The organism is Nonomuraea sp. NPDC051941 (genome assembly GCF_044593615.1).
The window spans coordinates 293,087-312,124 of the sequence record NZ_JBIUCF010000006.1; the positions used below are offsets into that span (position 1 = coordinate 293,087).

Consider the following 19,038-nt stretch of genomic DNA (forward strand, 5'->3'; position numbering starts at 1 on the left):
GCTCCTGGGCCCGACTACCATGTGACCGTGACCACGAGCCCCCGACATGTCCGTAAAGGGGCCGTCCCGAGCATCCGCGACGTCGCCGCCGCGGCCGGCGTCTCGCATCAGACCGTCTCCCGCGTGCTGAACGACTCACCCCGGGTGCGGCCCGACACCCGGGCCGCGGTGCTGGCCGCGATCGACCGGCTGGGGTTCCGCCCCAACCGGGCCGCCCGGGCGCTCGGCCTCGGCCGCGCCAGCGGCGTCACCGTCGTGACCTCCAACACCATGCTGTACGGGTACGCCTCCACCCTCCAGGGCATCGAGGAGGCCGCCAGGACCGAGGGTGTGGCGCTGGGGATCAGGGTCGTGGAGTCGGCCGAGGTCCGGCAGACGGTCGACTACGTCAGCGATCCGAGCGCGGGCGGCCTGGTGGTGATCGCGTTCGACCCGCTGGGTACGGCGGTGGCGCAGGCGCTGCCGCCGCACATCCCGGCCGTGGTGGCCGCCGAGCCGGTCGCACCCGATCTGGGGCGGGTGGCGATCGCGCTGGACGAGCGCCGGGCCGCCGCCGACGCCACCCAGCACCTGCTCGACCTGGGGCACCGTACCGTCCACCACGTGGCCATCCCGTCCGAGGGCCGGGCCGGCGGGCGGCACGCGGGGTGGCGCGACGCGCTGCGGCAGGCGGGAGCGGAGATCCCCTCGGTGCTGGGGTGCGGGTGGGACATCGAGTCGGCGTACGCGGCGGGGGAGCGGCTGGCCAGCTCGCCCGGGGTGACGGCGATCCTGTGCGGCAACGACGACATCGCGCAGGGGGTACGGCGGGCGCTCTACGACGTCGGCAAGGACGTTCCCGGGGACGTCAGCATCGTGGGCTTCGACGACATCCCTGGCTCGGCCTTCTGGACCCCGGCGCTGACGACCGTACGCATGGACTTCGTGGGGCTGGGCCGGGCATGCTTCCACGCGGCACTCGCCGAACTGAGCGGCCAGCCGCAACCGGACATCTCCCTGGTCCCACCCCGCCTGATCATCCGCGAGTCCACCGCCCCACCACGGCAGTAGGTGGGCCTGGGCTCGCCCGCCCGTTGCCCGTCTGGGTGGTCGGCCTGCTGGACCCCGCCCCGGACCGGAATGCCACCGGCACCGTCGTTGACCGAGGCACGCCGAACAGTTCATGATCGACACGGAAAGGCGGACCCCGTCATACATGCAGGCCGCAGCCTTCTCGGCTGGTGAGACTTAAGTGAGCGGGACCGACCGGTGGAGGGCCTTGCCACCGGATGGCTATGGAGCAGTGACTACGCGCGACATGATCAAGAGGGGATCCGGATCGCACCAAAGCCTGCAAGGATCTCGCCGTGCCGATCTTCCGTTTACTCCTGGTCGCACTCGCGGCGCTGACCGCGACCGTCATCGCCTTCCCCCGATCCGTGCCGAATGGGATCGGTCACCTCGGCAGCCTGGCCGAGACGTTTCTACCGTGGCTCGCGCTGGCCGTCCCGGTGCTGCTCGGCCTGGCCTGGTGGCGGCGCTCCATGGCGGGCGTGCTGGCCGCGCTGGTGCCGATGGTCGCCTGGCTTACCCAGTTCGGCGGGCATTTGTTGCCCCGTGGGGACCAGCCGCATCACCTGGTCGCGGTACAGCACAACGTCAGTGACGAGAACGCCGACCCGGCCGGCACCGCCCGCAAGCTGATCGCGGCCCGGCCGGACGTCATCGGCCTGGAGGAGCTCGTGCCGGCGGCGCGCCCGGCCTGGGATGCTGCGTTGGGCGTCGAGTACCCGTATCGGACGGTGCAAGGCACGGTCGGCCTCTGGTCCCGCTACCCCCTCGCCGAGGCGGCTCTGGTGGACATCCGTCCGCACGGCGTCGGCCCAGACTGGAACCGCGGCCTGCGCGCGGTAGCCCGAACCCCGCAGGGTGACATCGCGATCTACGTCGCTCACCTGCCGTCGGTGCGAATCGGTCTGGGAGGCTTCGACTCCGTACGCCGAGACGAGAGCGCCCACCGGCTCGGCGCCGTGCTGGCAGCCGAGCCGGTCGATCGCATCCTTCTGCTCGGCGACCTCAACAGCACCGTGGACGACCGGGGGTTGCGCCCGGTCGCCACGCTGATGGCAGCCCCACCTCGCGATTTCGCCTTCAGCTGGCCGGCGCGTGCCCCGCTGGCGCGCATCGACCAAATCCTGAGCCGCGGAATGACCGTGACCAAGATCCGATCGCTACCCAGGACGGGCAGCGATCACCTACCGATCGCCGCCGACATCCGCCTCTGATCCAGGACGCGGCGCGTTACCCAAAGATCAGGTGGCCCGCGCGACTTCGCCCGCGAGCGTCCCGTGCCGTGGCCGACTCGCGACGCACTGTGGCCACACGGCCGCGCTCAGCCGCGTCCAAGAGTGCATTGAGATGCGCACGGGCCTCGGCGTAGCTGCCGAAATGAACGGCAGTCATTGTGACACCTCCGCTGAACGTGCCTCTACGAGGCCTTCCTTGGTCAAGTACGTCGTACGCTACGTGCCTGTGACGACGTCTCGGATGACGTTCCGAACTTTGGCTCGCTAGTGCTCTTATCCGTTCGCGGGTTGCGCGGACATGAGACCGACTCTTTCCCCGGATCGGGATTGGCGTCTGGACATGCTTCGGCGACTCGGCCGCCGACTACGCCATTGCCCATCGGTCAACGACGGTGCCGGGGTGGGCATCAGTCGGTCAACCACCCAGACGGTCAAGGGGCGGGCGAGCCCCGGCCCACCTACTGCCCTCGCAGCGGGGGACGGACGGAGTTGCGGACGACGATGTGGGTGCCGAGGACCACGTGCTGGCGTTCCTCGCGGTTCAGCGCGAGCCGGACCGCCGTCCGCCCCAGCTCCTCCGTCGGGATGTGCACCGTCGTCAGCCCCGGCTCCAGGTCGGCGGCGAACGGGATGTCGTCGTAACCGACGAGCGACACGTCGTCGGGCACCCGCAGCCCCGCCTCCCGCAGTGCCGCCAGCACCCCGATGGCCACCATGTCGGTGGCCGCGAACACCGCGGTGAACCGCGTCCCGAGCGCGATCAGCCGGCGCGTGCTCTCGTAGCCGTCGGCCCGGCCGAACCCCGCCGGGATGACCAGGTCGGGGTCGTACGGCACCCCGAAGGACTCGTGCGCCCGCACGAACCCGCGTTCCCGGTCGACCTTCGTGGTGCTGCGGTCGGCAGGGGACGAGGCGCCGAGCAGGGCGATGTGCCGGTGGCCCTGCGACAGCAGGTGGCTGGTCATGGCGTAGGCGCCGCCCTCGTTGTCATACTCGACGACGGTCGTGGGCACGTCGTCCCCGAGCGGCGGCCGCCCGCACAGCACCAGCCGGGAGCCCGCCTTGTCGAGGGCGTGGGCGAAGTGGGACATGCGCTCGCGGTACGTGTCGTCCAGCGAGCCGCCCCCCACCAGGATCACCGCGTCGGCCCGCTGCTCGCGCATCGCCTCCACGACGGCCAGCTCCCTGGCCGGGTCGCCGTGGGTGGTGCACACCATGCACAGCCGCCCCTCGGCGGTGGCCTGCTGCTCGACGCCCTTGGCCACGTACGCGAAGGACGGCCCCGTGACGTCGTCCAGCACGAACGCCACCGTCTTCGTGCTCGCCCCCGACAGGGCGCGGGCGTGCACGTTGAGCACGTAGTCGAGGTCGCGCATCGCCCGCAGCACCCGCGTCCTGGTGGCCTGGGCGACCGGGTAGTCACCCTTGATCACCCTGGAGACCGTGGTGGCCGACACGCCTGCCCGGGCGGCCACATCGCGGATCGTGACACGCTCGTCGTCGGTGAGCACGCCTTTTGTGCTTACTTTTCGCGACAAGGTCGGCCCTTCACGGTTTTCGGCAGACGGAGCAGTGCGGGTGGATCATGGGAGATTTACGCCATCTCACCGAAGTCTATGGCCAGGGAGATCCGCGGGCGCAAGACGCGCGATCTCCACGGCCGGCGTCACCCGGCCTGGCAGGGCGGGCTGTACGGGAGCCCGGGCACGTACTGGGCCCACTCGCTCCGGGTGATGGTCATTCCGGACACCTCGCAGACGTGCTGCCGCGCCTGCTCCACGTCCATGCTCCAGAGCTGCGCCGTCCCGTTGCCCGACGCGCTGGCCAGCACGTTCCCGTCCGGCGTGAACGCCACGCCGTTGACCCAGTTGGACCCGGCGAGCACCGCCCACGTGACCGGCCGGGTCCGGTCGGCGAGGTTCCAGATCCGGATGGTGCCGTCACGCGCCCCCGTGGCCAGCCTGCGCCCGTCGGCGGCGAAGGCCACGCTGCCCACCGCGCCCGTGTGCCCCAGCAGGACCGCGACCTGCGTCGGCCGCTCGGGGTGGGTGAGGTCCCAGAGCCGGGCCGTCCCGTCGGAGCCCACCGACGCCAGCGTCCTGCCGTCCCGGCTGTACGTGAGCCCCAGCACGCTGTTGGTGTGCGCGGGGTAGTTGGCCAGCAGCCGCGGAGCGGCGGGCTTGGACACCTCCCAGAGCCGGATGGCCCCGGTCCCCGAGCCGATCGCGAGCATGCGGCCGTCGGGGCTGAACATGGCGGCGTTCAGCCAGTTGTCGGCGTCGCCCGGCGAGGAGACCAGCTTGGGAGCCTGGGGATCGGCCAGGTCCCACAGGTAGGTGCGGCCGTCCCGCGACGTCGTCACCACCGTCCGCCCGTCCGGGCTGAAGGCGCCGGACTCCACGACGTTCACGTGCTTCCTGATCGTCGCCAGCAGCTTCGGGGCGGCCGGCCGGGAGACGTCCCACAGCTTGGCCGTCTGGTCGGAGGAGCCGCTGACGAGCATGCGGCCGTCCGCGCTGAAACGGACCGTCTGGACGATGTCCGTGTGACCGGACAGCGTGGACAGCGACCTGGCCAGGCCCGGGTCGGAGACGTCCCAGAGCTTGACGGTCTTGTCGCCGGACGCGGTGGCCATGATCCGGCCGTCCGGGGAGATCGAGAGCGCGTTGACGGGGCCGGTGTGCTCGCCGAGGCCGGCGCGGTAGGAGACGCGGGCGGGGTCGGAGACGTTCCACAGCCTGGTCATGGTGTCCGCCGACGACGTGGCGAGCGTCCGGCCGTCCGGGCTGAACGCGGCGGCGGTCACCGTGTTCGCGAACCCGGTCAGGGCGGTCGTGCGCCGCGGCTCGGCCGGGTTCGAGACGTCCCACAGGGTGACGGAGGCGTCGGTGGCGGCGCTGGCCAGCAGCTTGCCGTCGGGGCTGAACGTGACGTCGTACACGAAGGAGCCCTGGCCCCGCGCGGTGCCGACGCGCTTGGCCGCGGTGACGTCCCAGAGGTACAGCGTGCCGGTGGTGGAGGCGGTGGCGAGCCGGCGGCCGGCGGGGTCGAAGGTCACGCTCCAGGTGCTGCCGCCGTCCGGCGCGCTCAGCACCGTCGGGTCGCCGGGCCGCGCCGGGTCCAGCACGTCCCAGATCGTGGTGCTTCCGTCGCCCGCCGCGGTCGCCAGCAGTCGCCCGTCGGGGCTGAAGGCGACGTCGTTGAGCACGTACTTCTGCCGCAGGAGGGCGATCTGGGCGGGCCGGGCGGGGTCGGCGATGTTCCACAGCCGGGTGGTGCCGTCGAAGGAGACGGTGGCCAGGACGCCTCCCTTGGGGCTGAACGCGACCGAGCTCACCTTGTTCGTGTGGCCCTTGAGCGTGGCGAGGACCCGTGGTCTGGCCGGGTCGGAGACGTCCCAGAGCCGGGCGGTCCGGTCCACGGACGCGGTCGCGAGCACCCGCCCGTCCGGGCTGAACACCGCTCGCACCACGCTCGCGGCGTGGCCCTTGAGCTCGCTCACGGCCTTGGGGCGGGCGAGGTCGGAGACGTTCCAGAGCCGGGCGGTGGCGTCGCTGGAGGCGGTGGCGATCATGCGGCCGTCGGGGCGGTAGGACACCCACTCGACCGGGCCCCGGTGCCCGATCAGGCGGGCGCCGACCGGGTGCGCCAGCGTGCCGAGCAGCGCGCCGCGGGCTTCCGGGGTGTCGGCGATGCGGTAGGAGACCAGGGAGAGCTGGGCGCCGAGCGAGGCGTCGGCGGCGCCGTTGGCGGAGTCGGCGACCTGCGTGGAGACGGCCTGGTCACGTTGCCTGGTCACCTCGGCGGTCTGCCGCAGGGCCAGGACGCCGGCGGTCACGGCGGCGAGGAGGAGGACCGTGAGCGCGGCGATCACCTGGCGGACGATCCAGGTCCGCCGTCTGCGCCGCCGCAGCGCCGCGTCGAGGAACGCCCGCTCGGTCGCCGATCGCGCGCCCTGCGCAACAGCCTGTGCCGCCGCCAGGCGGCTGTCCGCGTACAGGTACGCCGGGTCCCGGCCCTGCCGCTGCCACGTCTCCGCGTCCTCGGCCAGGCGCTGGCGGACGAGCAGGTCGACCCGGTTGGTCTCGATCCAGTTCCGGAGCCTGGGCCAGGCGCGGATGAGGGCCTCGTGGGCGATCTCCGCCTCGTCCTCGTTCACCGTGAGGAGCCGCGTGCGCACGAACTCGTCCAGGACCCGCCGCGGGACGCCCGCGGGAGCCAGGTCGGCCAGGGCCACCCGCTTCCTCGTGTCGTCGGTCTGCTCGTCGAGGTGCACCAGCCGTACCAGCAGGTCTCGTGCGATCGGCTCCACGCCCGCGCCGAGGTGCCGCAGCGTCTCCTCGGCGCTCGTGGCCAGCGCCCGCGCGATGCCGCCCGAGGCCCGGTACGCGGCCATCGTCAGCGTTCGCTCCGTACGGCGCTGCCAGGTGGCCAGCAGCGCGTGGGACAGCAGCGGCAGCACGCCGCCGGAGCGCTCCACGTCACCGGCTCCGACGTCTTCGAGCAGCAGGTCGGTGAGCCCTGGCTCCAGCGAGAGCCCCGCCCGCGCGGCCGGGCCCTCGATCGCGGCGCGCAGCTGCGTCACGGTCATGGGCCCGACGATCGCGGGCCGCTGCATCGCCTCCAGCAGCCCCGGGTACGACGCGCAGTGCCCGAAGAAGTCGGCCCGGACGGAGGCCACCACGGCCGCGGTCCTGGAGAGCGCGACCAGCTCCTCGACGAAGCGCCGCCTGGCCGGCTCGTCCGCGCACGCGGTGAAGACCTCCTCGAACTGGTCCACCACCAGCAGTAACCGCCGGTCGCCCGGGGCCACCCGGCGGGCCAGCTCCGCCGACGGATCCGCGCCCGGGGCCAGCACGACGCACGACAGCTCCTCCGCCATCTGGTGCCGCAGCGCCGGGATCAGCCCGGCCCGCAGCACCGACGACTTCCCCGCCCCCGAAGGACCCGTCACGATCAGCGGGCATCCGCTCCCGAACGTCTCCCGCACCCGCGCCACCAGCGACCTGGTCAGCTCCTGCCGCCCGAAGAACACCTCCGCGTCCTCGGGTCCGTACACGGCCAGTCCCCGGTACGGGCCGGCCTCGTCGCCGGGCTCCGCGACCGGCGGGACCGGCCGGGAGCGCGGGGCCACGTAGGCCGGGTTGACCGCGAACGCGCGGCGATCGCCCAGGTCGGTGGCCTGGCGGCGGGGCCGGGGGAAACCGGCGTCGGGGAGCCTGCGGGCGAGGCTGTGGTAGACGTGATCCAAGGTGAACACCGAGGGCCCCGCCGGGTCACCCGAGTTCAGCAGCCGCAGCAGCGCGCCGCTGAAGGCCGTGTGCCGGACGCCGGGCAGCGCCCAGGAGTTCTCGTCCCTGCTCGACGACGTGAGCAGGTACGCCCCCTGCCACATCGAGTCGAACACCCGCTCCACCGCCTGCGACGACGCCCCGCGGGCGCGGCCGGCGAAGCAGCAGTCCAGGACCACGACGACGAGCTCGGCCCGCGACGCGGACAGGATCTGGCGCACGACCCCGTACGGCAGCGCCTGGTATCCGGGCGCGCCGCGGCCTAGGTCCACGGTGGCGCGGGTGGCCAGGTGCAGCTCGTTGTCCGGGCCGACCAGGCCGTGGCCGACGTAGTAGAACATCAGGACGGACGTCGCCTCCTGGGCCAGCCGGTCCAGCGCCTGCCCCAGGTCGGCGGGGGTCGCCGGGTCCAGCCGTACGGTCAGGTGGGCCGGCGCCAGCCCGCCGCGCTCGACCAGGCAGCGCCCGACGTCCGCGACCGTCGCCGGCACGGCGGGCACCGCCGGCAGCGGCGACCCGGGCCGATGCGTCCCCGTGCCCGCCACCAGGACGCGGGCGCCGCCGGACGACAGCAGGAGAGGTGGACCGTTCCAGCGCGGTCTAGGCCTCTCGACGGTTGCGGATTCGTCGTCGGTCATCCGGCGCTCCACGGCGAGGAAGGTCGGCGGGCGGCACGAACTAGGAGGCGCCACTCCGAGCGCGCCTCGTGATCCCCCGACAACTCCCGGTTGCCAGAGTACGCACCTTTCCGACCTTCCGTCGAGATCCCGTGCCGGGGATCACCAGTTGGCGGGCAGCCCCGGCGTCGTGGCGGGCAGAGCGTGGCCGGGCGGGTGGATGATGTACGTGACCCCGCCGCTGCTGGAGCTCCGCAGCCACACGTTCTCGAAGTCCGCCCGGGGATAGACGTGCCGCACGGCGGCGTTGCCGGACGACGCCGGGTCGTTGGCGATCACGTCACCCGACGAGGTGAAGCCCACGATTGCCATGAGGTGCCCGTTGGTGCCGTAGCCGGCGCCGGGCAGCTCGCCCTTCTTGAACGACTGCGAGGTGATGACCGGGATGCCCGCCTTGATCAGCTGCTCCAGCTCGGTCAGCGACCGCAGCCGCGTGACGAACCCGTCCATTCCGTAGCGTCCGGCGTAGGCGGTGTTGAACGGCCAGTTGCCGGCGCCCTGGTAGGCGTGGTCGTAGGTGTAGCGGGCGGCGTAGTCGACCTCGGGGTTCGGGTCGGAGGGGTCGACCCAGGAGGTGTCCTGCGCGCTCGGCCACCTGTCCCAGTAGCCGAGGACCATGGTGGTCGAGGTCGGGCTGCACCAGGCCTCGCCGCCGCCGTCCCATTCGGGGTAGTGGCCCTGGTGCACGTTCTGGGAGCGGCGCGGCACGGCGAGCTCCGTCCCCCAGGCGCCCCCGCCCGGGCTGACCGGCACGGTCTTGCGCTCGGGCACGTTGGAGGCCATGACGCCGGAGGTGCGCACGCGCGGCGTGATCGCGGAGCCGGGCGCGCGGTAGAGGGTGAGGCGCAGCTGGTAGGCGGTGATGGGCTTGCCCGCCGCCGCGACCAGCGTGTCCACCGAGACGTTCGCGTCGGCGTCGCCCTGTCCCGAAACGGAGGTGCGGCGGATGTCGCCCTCCGCGTACGCCCAGCGGCCGAGCGAGAACCACTTGGTCAGCCCTTCGGCGTTCCTGGCCCGGGCCTCGACCTGCATCCAGCTGCCCTGGGGCACGTCCGCGGTCCAGGAGGCGATCAGCTCGGTGGCGTCGAACCCGATGGTCCGCTCGGGGCCGGTCCAGCGGGCGTACTCCCAGCTCTTGGTGCCGAGCGCGTCGGTGTAGGAGACGGTGCCGGCGGCCGTGCCGAACGACAGGCCGTCGTCGGCCGTGGTGCCCTCGTACGTGCCGGTGGCGAAGTCGGCCCGCTGGAAGACGACCTCGGACGTCAGGGCGAGCGGTTTCGCCCCGGCGGGTGCGGAGAGCGTCGTGGCGAGGAGCAGGCTGGACAGGAACACGGTCAGCGCGCGCATGAACCCCACCTTCCGGCACAACCGCTGTGTGAAGCATCCGGAAATCTACGTATCAACTCACGCTGCGCAAGTTTCACGAGTGCCGAAATATTTCGGCGAGAGTTTCCCCAAGTAATAGCAGATTATTACGGTTGGCACCGGCCTCCAGGGCCGATAGCTTTCTATGATTCATTGACACATTTCGGAAATTTCCGCAAACTGGCAGTTCACCCCCTCGGTGATGGACGTGTGTGGTGTGGTGTGCTCCGGGTGCCGCCACACCACACACCTTCCCGACCATGATCCCGCTGGGTCGGTTGTGGGAACGTGGGGCATATGCGCAAATACGTGATCCTCGGCGTCCAGGGCAGCGGCAAGGGCACCCAGAGCGCCATGCTCGCCGGCGACCTCGACCTCGTGCACATCAGCGTCGGCGACATCTTCCGCTGGCACGTCAAGAACCACACCAAGCTGGGCGCCCAGGTCCGCCGCCTGGTCGCGGCCGGCGAACTGGTGGGGGACGACCTGGTGGAGGCCGTGGTCAGGGACCGGCTCCAGCAGCACGACTGGAACTACGGCTTCATCATCGACGGCTTCCCCCGCAACCGCCGCCAGGCGGAGTTCTTCCTGGAGAGCTACGACATCGACGGGGTGATCCACCTGGACCTGCCGGACGAGGAGGTGCGCCGCCGCGTCCTGGCCCGCCGCCTGTGCTCGCGCTGCGGCATGGACTACAACCTGATCGCCCACCGGCCGGCGGAGGAGGGCCGCTGCGACGTGTGCGGCGGCGAGCTGGTCTCGCGCGCCGACGACACCCCGGACGCCCTGGCCAGACGCCTGCGCGAGTATCACAGCAAGATCGACCCGGTGGTGGAGCTGTTCAGGGGCAAGGAGTACGTGATGACCGTCGACGCCCGGTCGGACAAGGCGACGGTCCAGCGGACCATCCGCACCCGCTTCAACCTCCCGCCCTACACGCCGCCTCAGTGAGTGATCAGCATGGTGAACCGGTAGAGGTCGACGGCGAGGAAGAGGGAGAAGACGACGAACGCCGACGTGCTCCGCCACACGAAGCCCATCGCCGCCAGGGTCAGGAGGACGGCGGAACCCGACGCCGCGGTCGCCAGCGTCATCATGTCCGGATCGCTGTAATCCGGCATCTCCGGGTCCCAGTCGTAGTTGGTCGGCATGAAGCTCGCGAGCATCGCGAACGCTCCCAGGGTGCCGGTGAAGGCGCTCATGCTGATCCACGCGACCCTGTACGTCCTGTGCGCCGCCAACTGAGCCGCGGTCTCCGGATTTCTCACGACAACGCCCCCGTTTCCCGTAATTCCTTGACGCACTTTATGACGAGGAACACGGGGAAGCGGGCCGCTTCCGGTCGATTCGCCGCCCATTCGGGAGCCGGCTCGGGCTCGGCGAACTCGTCCACCCACAGGCCGTGGCGGCGGAAGGTGTTGACGTACGTCGAGAGCGTACGGTGGTTGGCGCCCACCTGGCGGCGCAGCGCGGAAAGCTCCCCGTCGGCGCGCCACCAGCCCTCGGCGTGGTAGCGCGCGTCCCCCGGCCAGGAGCCGGACACCCCCGGGCCGCCGGGAAAGCACGGGTGCAGGATCGAGCAGGCGAAGACCCCTCCGGGCCGCAACGCGCCGGCGGCGGCCGTGACGGCGCCCTCGAGGTCGTCGATGTCGGAGAGGCCGAAGTTGCAGACCACCGCGTCGAACGCATCGGGCAGACCGGGCCGGGAGGCGTCCGCGTGGAGGTAGCGGATGCCCAGCGGCGCGTCGCGCTCGGCGGCCCTCGCCTTCGCGATCAGGGCCTGTGAGACGTCCACGCCCACGACGGCGGCGCCCCGGCGGGCCAGCTCGCGGCTGATCCGGCCGTGGCCGCAGGCGATCTCCAGCACCCGCGTGCCCGCGACCGGCCCCAGCAGGTCGAGCAGGCGCGCGGAGGCCGGGTCGTCGATGACGTCGGTCCAGCCGGAGGCGTAGAAGTCGGCGATCTCGTCGTAGCGCGCGACATCGGGCATGACCCCGACGGTACGCGTCCTCGATCCGCGGCGGGCGGGTGTTCATCGAGCGCGGAACGCCTGCCGGGCGGGCAAAGGGTTTGCCATGGCGGCGCATGGTTCCGGTCGGGCCGCCCCGTGGGCGGGGCGGGTGAGAGGAGGATCGTCCCCGGTCGAGCGGCACGGCGCGGTCAGGCGGGGGGACGACATGGGCATGCCCGGGATCGCGGCGGTCATCGCGCTCCTCGCCGTAGGCGGGTGGACCGGAGTGTACGGCTCCGCCCCGCCGCCGCTGTCCGGCGCGGTTCCGGCCGCGTTCCACGTGCCCGGGAGCCCGGACCTGCGGATCATCGGGACCGTCAGCCCGGAGCCGATGGTCATCGGCGGGGAGTCGGTCTACTCGGTCACCGTCACGAACGCGGGAGACCGGGCCGCCGAGAACGTGACGGTCATCGACACGCTGGACCGCAACGCGATCCCGGGCCCGATCCCCGACGACTGCGCCCTCATCAGGCACGGCGGCGCCGTCGCCTGCGGCGGACCCGGGCTGACGCTCCCCGCGGGGCAGAGCGTGAGCTACGAGATCCCGGTCACGATCGACCCGGGAGTCCCGGAGGGTGCGCACGTCCTCAACCGCGCCGAGGTCACGGCCTGGGGGATGGGCAGCGGCACGACGCGGATGGTCAGCCCGACCCGGGCGCGGGTCGGGGGCCGTCCGGAGGCCGCGGGCCCGGACGGCGCCGTCGACGACTGCGCCCCCGGCAACACGGGCGGTTCCGAGGACGCGCCGGTGGAGGGTCCCGCCGGGGGTGGCGGCTGCGCGTCCGCCGTACCCGATCCGGCCCCGGCTCCGCGGCCGACGCCGAGCCCCGACACCCCCAAGGAACCGGACCCCGCGCCCACGGCCGATCCGGTGCCGTCCGCCACGGCGGAGCCGGGCCCCGTTCCGGGCCCCACGTCGGGTGACGACGCCGGGCCTGCGCAGCCCGTCCCCGGTGAGGGTTACGTTCCGCCTCTGCCCGGCCAGGATCCGCTCCAGCCCGTCCCCGGCCAGGGGCCGGTCCAGCCGGGTCCCGGCCAGCCCGGCCCCGGTGAGAAGGCCGGGCCCGGCCAGGTGCCGTACCCGGAAGGTCTCCATGAGGGTGGATATCAGGTGGGGGTCGGCGGGGGACCCGCCCATCGCGGGTCCCGGCCGGCGTCCGGCGGCGAGGAACCGGAGACGGAGGCCGACGACCTCCCCCTGGCCGGCGTGTCAGGCTGGGGGCTCGGCCTGGGCTTCGCCGTCCTCCTGGCGATCAGCCTGCTCGTGTGGCACTTCTCCCGCCGCGAGCAGGCCCGGGACCGTACCCGCAACCGGGCTCCCGTCGAAGCGGGCAAGAAGCGGTGAGGCTCAGCGGGCGCGAGGGGACAGCGCCTCGCGGGTCCACGAGCCGAGCACCAGCAGCGTCTTGGTCCCGGTCACGTCCCCGGCCCGCCGCAGCCGGTCGATGACCTGCTGCAGGTGCCCGAGGTCGCGTACCCGCACGTGGATCAGGGCGTCCGGATCGCCCGCGATCGTGAACACCGCCTGCACCTCGGGCACGTCCGTGGCGGTGCGGACGATCTCGCTCACGGGAGTCGTGCCCGGATAACGTAGCTCCGTGAACGCCTCGATCCCCCACCCCAGCTTGCCGTAGTCGATCTGCACCGTGAACCCCGTGATCACGCCGAGATCCCTGAGCCGGTCGACCCGCCGCTTCACCGCCGCGACCGACAGCCCCACCAGCTCCGCCATCTCCGAGAACGTCCTGCGCCCGTCCTCCCGCAGCAGCCGGAGGATGCGGTGGTCGACGTCGTCCACATCAGGCATGCGAGAACCCCTTCGTCCGGCGCAAAGAACCTCAGCCGCCAAGCCCAAGTGTTCACATAGTTTGCGTCTTCCGGGCACTTTCTCATCTAATACTTGCGCATATCATCCCGCATTGCTGTGCTTGGCACACAAGTACGAGGCCAGGAGGTTCGAGCGTGAGCGAGCCAACAGTGTCGCTCGACGACAAGTACACGGCACATGACGGCCGGGTCCTCATCTCTGGCATCCAGGCCCTGGTGCGCCTGACGCTGGAGCAGCGCAGGCTGGACGAGGAACACGGGCTGGACACGCGTGTGTTCGTCACCGGCTATCAGGGTTCGCCGCTGGGAGGCGTGGACCTGGAGATGAAGCGGGCGGCGCGGTTCCTGGAGCCGGCCGGCGTGGTCTTCCAGGCGGGCCTGAACGAGGAGCTGGCCGCCACGGCGGTGGCCGGCACCCAGCTGCTCGACCAGGTGCCGGGCCGCCGGCACGACGGCGTCACCGGATTCTGGTACGGCAAGAACCCCGGCCTCGACCGCGCCGCCGACGCCATCCGGCACGCCAACACTGCCGGCACGGCGCCCCTGGGCGGCGCGGTGGCCTGGATCGGCGACGACCCCGGCTGCAAGTCCTCCACGCTGCCCAGCACGTGCGAGCCCATGTGCCAGAGCCTGTCCATGCCGCTGCTCGCGCCCGGGTCGATCGCGGAGATCGTCGAGTTCGGGCTGCACGCGGTGGCCCTGTCGCGCGCCACCGGGCTCTGGGCCGGGCTGAAGATCGTCGCGGACATCGCCGACGCGTCCGCCACGGTGGACCTCGGCCGGCTCCGCGCCGGTATCCCGATGCCCGACAAGAGAGATCGCGGCGCGGCCCCTCTCCTGCTCGGCGCCGCCGCGCTGGACGCCGAGCACGACATGCTCACCCGCCGCCTCGACCTGGCCCGCGAGTACGCCCGCGAGCACGGCCTCAACCGGGTGACGGCGGGAGCGGGCAACACCGCCCTGGGCGTCCTGGCCTCCGGCACCACGTACGCGGTGGTTCTGCGCGCCCTGGCCGACCTCGGCCTGGACGAGGCGGCGCTGGACGAGCGCGGGATCCGGCTGATCAAGCTCGGAATGCCGTTCCCGCTGGCCTACGACGACCTGGCCGCCATGACCGCCGACCTGGACAAGGTGCTGGTGGTCGAGGACAAGGTGCCGTTCCTGGAGGGGCAGCTCAAGCAGGCCCTGTACGGGCGGGAACGCATGCCGGCGGTCGTGGGCCGGGACCTGCTGACCGCCCGCGGCACCCTGGGCGCCGAGGACGTGGCCAAGGCCGTCGCCACCTGCCTGGGCATCGACCTGGCCCCGCGTGCGAAGGTCCGGCCGAGGCGCATGCTGCCCCTGGTGGCCGCGCGCACCCCGTACTTCTGCTCCGGCTGCCCCCACAACACCTCCACCCGCACCTCCGACGGCACGCTGGTCGGCGTCGGCATCGGCTGCCACGCCATGATCGCCCTGGACGGCCACGGCCGCGGCACCCAGGTGGGCCTCACGCAGATGGGCGGCGAGGGCGCGCAGTGGTTCGGGCTGGCGCCGTTCACCGAGGACCGGCACTTCGTGCAGAACCTCGGCGACGGCACCTTCCACCACTCCGGCTCCCTGGCGATCAGGGCCGCCGTCGCCGCCGGGGTGACGATGACGTACAAGCTGCTCTACAACGACGCCGTGGCCATGACCGGCGGCCAGCGCGCCGAGGGCCGGCTGGACGTGCCGGCGCTGACGCACGAGCTGGCCATCGAGGGCGTGCGCCGGATCGTGGTCACCTCGCCGGAGCCGGAGACGTACCGGGGGGTGCGGCTGGCGGGGATCGCGTCGGTGCGGCACCGCGACGACCTGCCCGAGGTGGAGAAGGAGCTGGCCGTCCTCGACGGCGTGACCGTGCTGATCCACGACGACCGGTGCGCGGCCGAGGAGCGGCGGCTGCGCAAGCGCGGCAAGCTGCCCACGCCCGCGGAGAAGGTCGTGATCAACGAGCGGGTCTGCGAGGGCTGCGGCGACTGCGGAGAGGTGTCGACCTGCCTGTCCGTGCAGCCGATCGAGACCGAGTACGGCCGCAAGACCCGCATCCACCAGGCCTCCTGCAACTCCGACCTGAGCTGCCTCAAGGGCGACTGCCCGTCGTTCCTCCTGGTGGAGCCGGGCACCGTACGCCGTCGCCAGGCTCCGCCGCCGCCCGCCGAGGTGCCGGAGCCCGCGAGCCGGCCCGTCGAGGCCCTGATCCGGATGCCCGGCATCGGCGGCACCGGCGTCGTCACCGTCTCGCAGATCCTGCAGATGGCGGCCCACCTCGACGGCCTGTACGCGTCCGGGCTCGACCAGACCGGGCTGGCGCAGAAGGGCGGGCCCGTGGTCAGCGATGTGCGGATCTCGGCGCGGCCCCTGGAGGGCTCCGTGCGGGCCACGCCGGGGACCGCGGACGTGCTGATCGGGTTCGACCTGCTGGGCGCGGCTGCCGAGTCGAACCTGGCCACGGCCTCGCCCGAACGCACCATCGCCATCCTGAACACCGCCGTCGTCCCCACCGCCGCCATGGTGACCGGGCGCGCGGCCGTGCCGGGGCACGCGGACGCGGTCGCCCGCGTCGAGTCCGCCGCCAGGCGCGTCGAGTGCCTGGACGCCCAGGGGCTGTCGGAGCGCCTGTTCGGCGACCACATGCCGGTGAACCTGCTCCTCCTCGGCGCCGCCTACCAGCACGGCTGCCTGCCGGTCTCCGCCGCCGCCGTCGAGCGGGCCATCACGCTCAACGGGGCCGCCGTCGAGCAGAACCTCGCCGCCTTCCGCTGGGGCCGCGCCACCGTTGTGGCTGCGGAGCCCGCTCCGTCGCCGGCCGCCGAGGGGCTGGACGAGGTGGTGGCCACCCGCGTCGCCGACCTGACCGGCTACCAGAACGCCGCCTACGCCCGTTCGTACGAGGAGGACGTGCGGCAGGTGGCGGACACTGCGGTCAAGCTGGCGGGCGAGGAGGCGGGTGCCCGGATCGGGCTCGCGTACGCCCGGGCCCTGCACAAGCTCATGGCCTACAAGGACGAGTACGAGGTCGCCCGCCTGCACCTCGACCCCGTGGAGAAGGAGCGGAGGGAGCGCGAGTACGGCCCGGACGCGGTCGTGTCGGTGCTGCTGCACCCGCCGCTGCTGCGGGCGATGGGGCTCAAGCGTAAGATCAAGGTACGCCGTTCCGCCGGGGTCCTGTTCCGCGGGCTGCGGGCCGCCAGGGTGCTGCGCGGCACGACGTTCGACGTCTTCGGCCACGCCCGCGTACGGCGCGTCGAACGCGAGCTGGTCGTCGAATACCGCGACCTGGTGCGGACCGCGCTGGACAAGCTCACGCCCGGCAGCGCCGAGACGGTCGCGGAGATCGCGGGCCTGCCCGACCTGATCCGGGGGTACGAGGACATCAAGCTCGCCCGGGTCGCCGAGTTCCGCGACCGCGCCAAGGCCGCGCTCGCGCGGCTGGACGAGCCCGTTACGAGCCAGGAGAGACCGTGACCGTTGACCGGCTGCTGCCCGACCAGGACGCCCGGGATCTCATCGAGCTGACCCGCGAGATCGCCGACAAGGAGCTCGCGCGCCGGGTCGACGAGCACGAGCGCGCCGAGACCTACCCGGAGGGGCTGTTCGCCACGCTGGGCGCGGCGGGGCTGCTCGGGCTGCCGTACCCGGAGGAGCTCGGTGGTGGCGGGCAGTCGTACGAGGTCTACCTGCAGGTGATCGAGGAGCTGGCGATGCGGTGGGCGGCCGTCGCGGTCGCCACCAGCGTGCACACCCTGGCCTGCTTCCCCGTCGCCGCCTACGGCACCCCCGAGCAGCGCGAGCGGTGGCTGCCCGACATGCTGGCCGGGCGCCTGATCGGCGGCTACAGCCTGTCGGAGCCCCAGGCCGGCTCCGACGCCGGGGCGCTGACCTGCAAGGCGGAGCGGGTGGAGACCGGCTACCGGATCATCGGCAACAAGGCGTGGATCACCCACGGTGGCCTCGCCGACTTCTACGCGCTCTTCGTCCGGACCGGGGAGGGGTCGCGGGGCATCTCCTGCTTCCTCGCACCGGGGGCCGCCGACGGGCTGACGTTCGGACGGCCCGAGGAGAAGATGGGGCTGCACGCCGTACCGACCACCAGCGCCCACTGGGACGGGGCGATCCTGGACGAGGAGCGGCTGATCGGCGAGGAGGGCCAGGGGCTGCAGATCGCCTTCAGCGCGCTCGACTCGGGGCGGCTCGGCATCGCCGCCTGCGCCACCGGCCTCGCACAGGCCGCCCTCGACGAGGCCGTGGCCTACGCCAAGGAACGCCAGACGTTCGGCAAGCGGATCATCGACCACCAGGGACTCGGGTTCCTGCTGGCGGACATGGCGGCGGGGGTGGAGAGCGCCCGGGCCACCTACCTCGACGCGGCTCGGCGCCGCGACGCGGGCCTGCCGTACAGCAAGCAGGCCAGCATCGCCAAGCTGGTCGCGACGGACGCGGCGATGAAGGTTACGACGGATGCGGTGCAGGTGTTCGGGGGGTACGGGTATACGCGCGAGTTCCGCGTCGAGCGCTACATGCGCGAAGCCAAGATCATGCAGATCTTCGAAGGCACCAACCAGATCCAGCGCCTGGTGATCAGCCGCCACCTTGCCAAGTGAGCTCCAGACGGTCATCGATGGCCTTGGCGGGTGCGAAGGCCACTCCCATGATCGGGACTGCCACCACGATGTCCATCTCGGTGGCCGCGGCCGGATGAGGCAGAAAGGTCTTGCTCGTAGACCTTGACCCGCGCGGCGTCGCAACGAAATGCATCGGAGTCGCACCCGTAGGTCCAGGGATTCACGTCGGTACCGCCCGGCTGCGAGACGGGCGTCACATGGATCCCCCGGGAGACCCGAGGTCGTAGTCCCGGGCGTCCCAGCCGCCTTGCCCCTGCCCTCGGAGCGGGCCCGCCTTGGCCGCGCCGAACTGCCGTTTGATCGAGTCGTCGGAGATCCCGGCCAGGCCGTGGAGCGCGACCGCGATCGCCTGTCCTCTCCCCTTGACCGTTCTGGCCTCCTCGACCATTCGCATGCCCTCCGGCGTGGGACGCCGGAACCGGCCCAGCAATCCGCGCGTGACGAGCCCGCGGCGCAACAGGTCCTCCTCCACCGCGCGCACGCTCTCGTGCTCGGCCAGCGCGGCGAGCGACTCCTTCAGGGTGGCCCGCTGCGCCAGCGCCGCCTCCAGCACGGGATCGCCCGCCTCGGCGCCCGCGACCGGATAGAGCTTGCCCGCGTGGGACAACCGCATCCGCCCCTCCAGCAGCAGGGTCGCCAGAGCCGCCAGAGCGACCCTGCGGCGGCCGTCACTGAGATAGGCCAACTCATCACGATCCACAGCGCATCCCCCGTGTGGCTCGGCCGTTTGACCGATCACGCTAATGAGTGCATGTCACGCCTGCAAGGGCCGACCATAGGTCACGAGGAGCGTTCGGACGGGGCATTGGCAGCGGGCGAAGGTGTACGCCGGGTGTGCGCGTCGCGCGAGAGAACAGCCGCCTGAGCGCTGCGCCATGGGCGGGCATCAAGGGCTGTCGCTTAGATCTTGTTGTCAGTGTCGGCACGTCGAGTGGGTGA

The 19,038-nt window shown here is 72.1% G+C and carries 13 protein-coding genes; 6 read left to right on the forward strand and 7 right to left on the reverse strand.

Translation table 11 applies throughout. The features are described from left to right. Positions 1 to 27 precede the first annotated feature (27 nt). Positions 28 to 1,050 carry a LacI family DNA-binding transcriptional regulator gene (locus ACIHFD_RS14165; RefSeq protein WP_397367189.1) on the forward strand — a complete coding sequence of 341 codons (1,023 nt, stop codon included), beginning with the start codon at positions 28 to 30 and terminating at the stop codon, positions 1,048 to 1,050. A gap of 296 nt (positions 1,051 to 1,346) precedes the next feature. Further along, a complete protein-coding gene (locus ACIHFD_RS14170; RefSeq protein ID WP_397367190.1) occupies positions 1,347 to 2,264 on the forward strand; it encodes an endonuclease/exonuclease/phosphatase family protein in 918 nt (305 codons plus the stop codon). A gap of 479 nt (positions 2,265 to 2,743) precedes the next feature. Here the strand turns inward: ACIHFD_RS14170 and ACIHFD_RS14175 are convergent, their stop codons facing one another. The 3 genes from ACIHFD_RS14175 to ACIHFD_RS14185 form a co-directional block, all read right to left on the reverse strand. Further along, entirely contained in the window at positions 2,744 to 3,796 is a 1,053-nt protein-coding gene (locus tag ACIHFD_RS14175; RefSeq protein WP_350725276.1) for a LacI family DNA-binding transcriptional regulator, read from the reverse strand. Positions 3,797 to 3,951: 155 nt separating this feature from the next. Continuing rightward, positions 3,952 to 8,214: a hypothetical protein gene (locus ACIHFD_RS14180; protein ID WP_397367191.1), complete on the reverse strand. Its 4,263-nt coding sequence runs from the start codon at positions 8,212 to 8,214 to the stop codon at positions 3,952 to 3,954. A gap of 141 nt (positions 8,215 to 8,355) precedes the next feature. After that, positions 8,356 to 9,600 carry a C39 family peptidase gene (locus ACIHFD_RS14185; protein WP_397367192.1) on the reverse strand — a complete coding sequence of 415 codons (1,245 nt, stop codon included), beginning with the start codon at positions 9,598 to 9,600 and terminating at the stop codon, positions 8,356 to 8,358. A 315-nt stretch (positions 9,601 to 9,915) separates the two neighbouring features. On the opposite strand from ACIHFD_RS14185, the gene ACIHFD_RS14190 reads away from it, so the two are divergent. Then, on the forward strand, positions 9,916 to 10,569 hold the full coding sequence (locus ACIHFD_RS14190) for a nucleoside monophosphate kinase (protein WP_350725282.1): 654 nt from the start codon (positions 9,916 to 9,918) through the stop codon (positions 10,567 to 10,569). Here the strand turns inward: ACIHFD_RS14190 and ACIHFD_RS14195 are convergent. Both ACIHFD_RS14195 and ACIHFD_RS14200 read right to left on the reverse strand, forming a co-directional pair. Then, positions 10,563 to 10,820 (reverse strand): hypothetical protein, encoded by a 258-nt coding sequence (locus tag ACIHFD_RS14195; RefSeq protein WP_397367193.1) that lies wholly within the window; start codon positions 10,818 to 10,820, stop codon positions 10,563 to 10,565. The genes ACIHFD_RS14190 and ACIHFD_RS14195 overlap by 7 nt on opposite strands. 62 nt (positions 10,821 to 10,882) lie before the next feature. After that, the gene (locus tag ACIHFD_RS14200; protein WP_397367194.1) at positions 10,883 to 11,608 is read right to left on the reverse strand and encodes a class I SAM-dependent methyltransferase; all 726 of its coding nucleotides are present in this window, start codon (positions 11,606 to 11,608) and stop codon (positions 10,883 to 10,885) included. 130 nt (positions 11,609 to 11,738) lie between these two features. Between ACIHFD_RS14200 and ACIHFD_RS14205 the strand changes: the two genes are divergently transcribed. After that, positions 11,739 to 12,974, forward strand: a complete 1,236-nt coding sequence (locus tag ACIHFD_RS14205; RefSeq protein ID WP_397367195.1) for a hypothetical protein — start codon at positions 11,739 to 11,741, stop codon at positions 12,972 to 12,974. Positions 12,975 to 12,977: 3 nt separating this feature from the next. Here ACIHFD_RS14205 and ACIHFD_RS14210 read toward each other — a convergent pair whose 3' ends face one another. Next, the gene (locus ACIHFD_RS14210) at positions 12,978 to 13,436 is read right to left on the reverse strand and encodes an Lrp/AsnC family transcriptional regulator (protein ID WP_397367196.1); all 459 of its coding nucleotides are present in this window, start codon (positions 13,434 to 13,436) and stop codon (positions 12,978 to 12,980) included. A gap of 155 nt (positions 13,437 to 13,591) precedes the next feature. Between ACIHFD_RS14210 and ACIHFD_RS14215 the strand changes: the two genes are divergently transcribed. After that, positions 13,592 to 16,942, forward strand: a complete 3,351-nt coding sequence (locus ACIHFD_RS14215; RefSeq protein WP_397367197.1) for an indolepyruvate ferredoxin oxidoreductase family protein — start codon at positions 13,592 to 13,594, stop codon at positions 16,940 to 16,942. Continuing rightward, the gene (locus ACIHFD_RS14220; protein ID WP_397367198.1) at positions 16,939 to 18,078 is read left to right on the forward strand and encodes an acyl-CoA dehydrogenase family protein; all 1,140 of its coding nucleotides are present in this window, start codon (positions 16,939 to 16,941) and stop codon (positions 18,076 to 18,078) included. The genes ACIHFD_RS14215 and ACIHFD_RS14220 overlap by 4 nt, the downstream gene beginning before the upstream one ends. Before the next feature lie 214 nt (positions 18,079 to 18,292). Here the strand turns inward: ACIHFD_RS14220 and ACIHFD_RS14225 are convergent, their stop codons facing one another. Then, positions 18,293 to 18,838 carry a TIGR04222 domain-containing membrane protein gene (locus tag ACIHFD_RS14225; RefSeq protein WP_397367199.1) on the reverse strand — a complete coding sequence of 182 codons (546 nt, stop codon included), beginning with the start codon at positions 18,836 to 18,838 and terminating at the stop codon, positions 18,293 to 18,295. Between the last annotated feature and the right edge of the window lie 200 nt (positions 18,839 to 19,038).

What these genes read in the sequence shown, in the direction of transcription:
- ACIHFD_RS14185 (WP_397367192.1), bottom strand. Translation starts at nt 9,600, where the DNA reads ATGCGCGCGCTGACCGTGTTCCTGTCCAGCCTGCTCCTCGCCACGACG.
- ACIHFD_RS14210 (WP_397367196.1), bottom strand. Translation starts at nt 13,436, where the DNA reads ATGCCTGATGTGGACGACGTCGACCACCGCATCCTCCGGCTGCTGCGG.
- ACIHFD_RS14190 (WP_350725282.1), top strand. Translation starts at nt 9,916, where the DNA reads ATGCGCAAATACGTGATCCTCGGCGTCCAGGGCAGCGGCAAGGGCACC.
- ACIHFD_RS14200 (WP_397367194.1), bottom strand. Translation starts at nt 11,608, where the DNA reads ATGCCCGATGTCGCGCGCTACGACGAGATCGCCGACTTCTACGCCTCC.
- ACIHFD_RS14195 (WP_397367193.1), bottom strand. Translation starts at nt 10,820, where the DNA reads ATGAGCGCCTTCACCGGCACCCTGGGAGCGTTCGCGATGCTCGCGAGC.
- ACIHFD_RS14180 (WP_397367191.1), bottom strand. Translation starts at nt 8,214, where the DNA reads ATGACCGACGACGAATCCGCAACCGTCGAGAGGCCTAGACCGCGCTGG.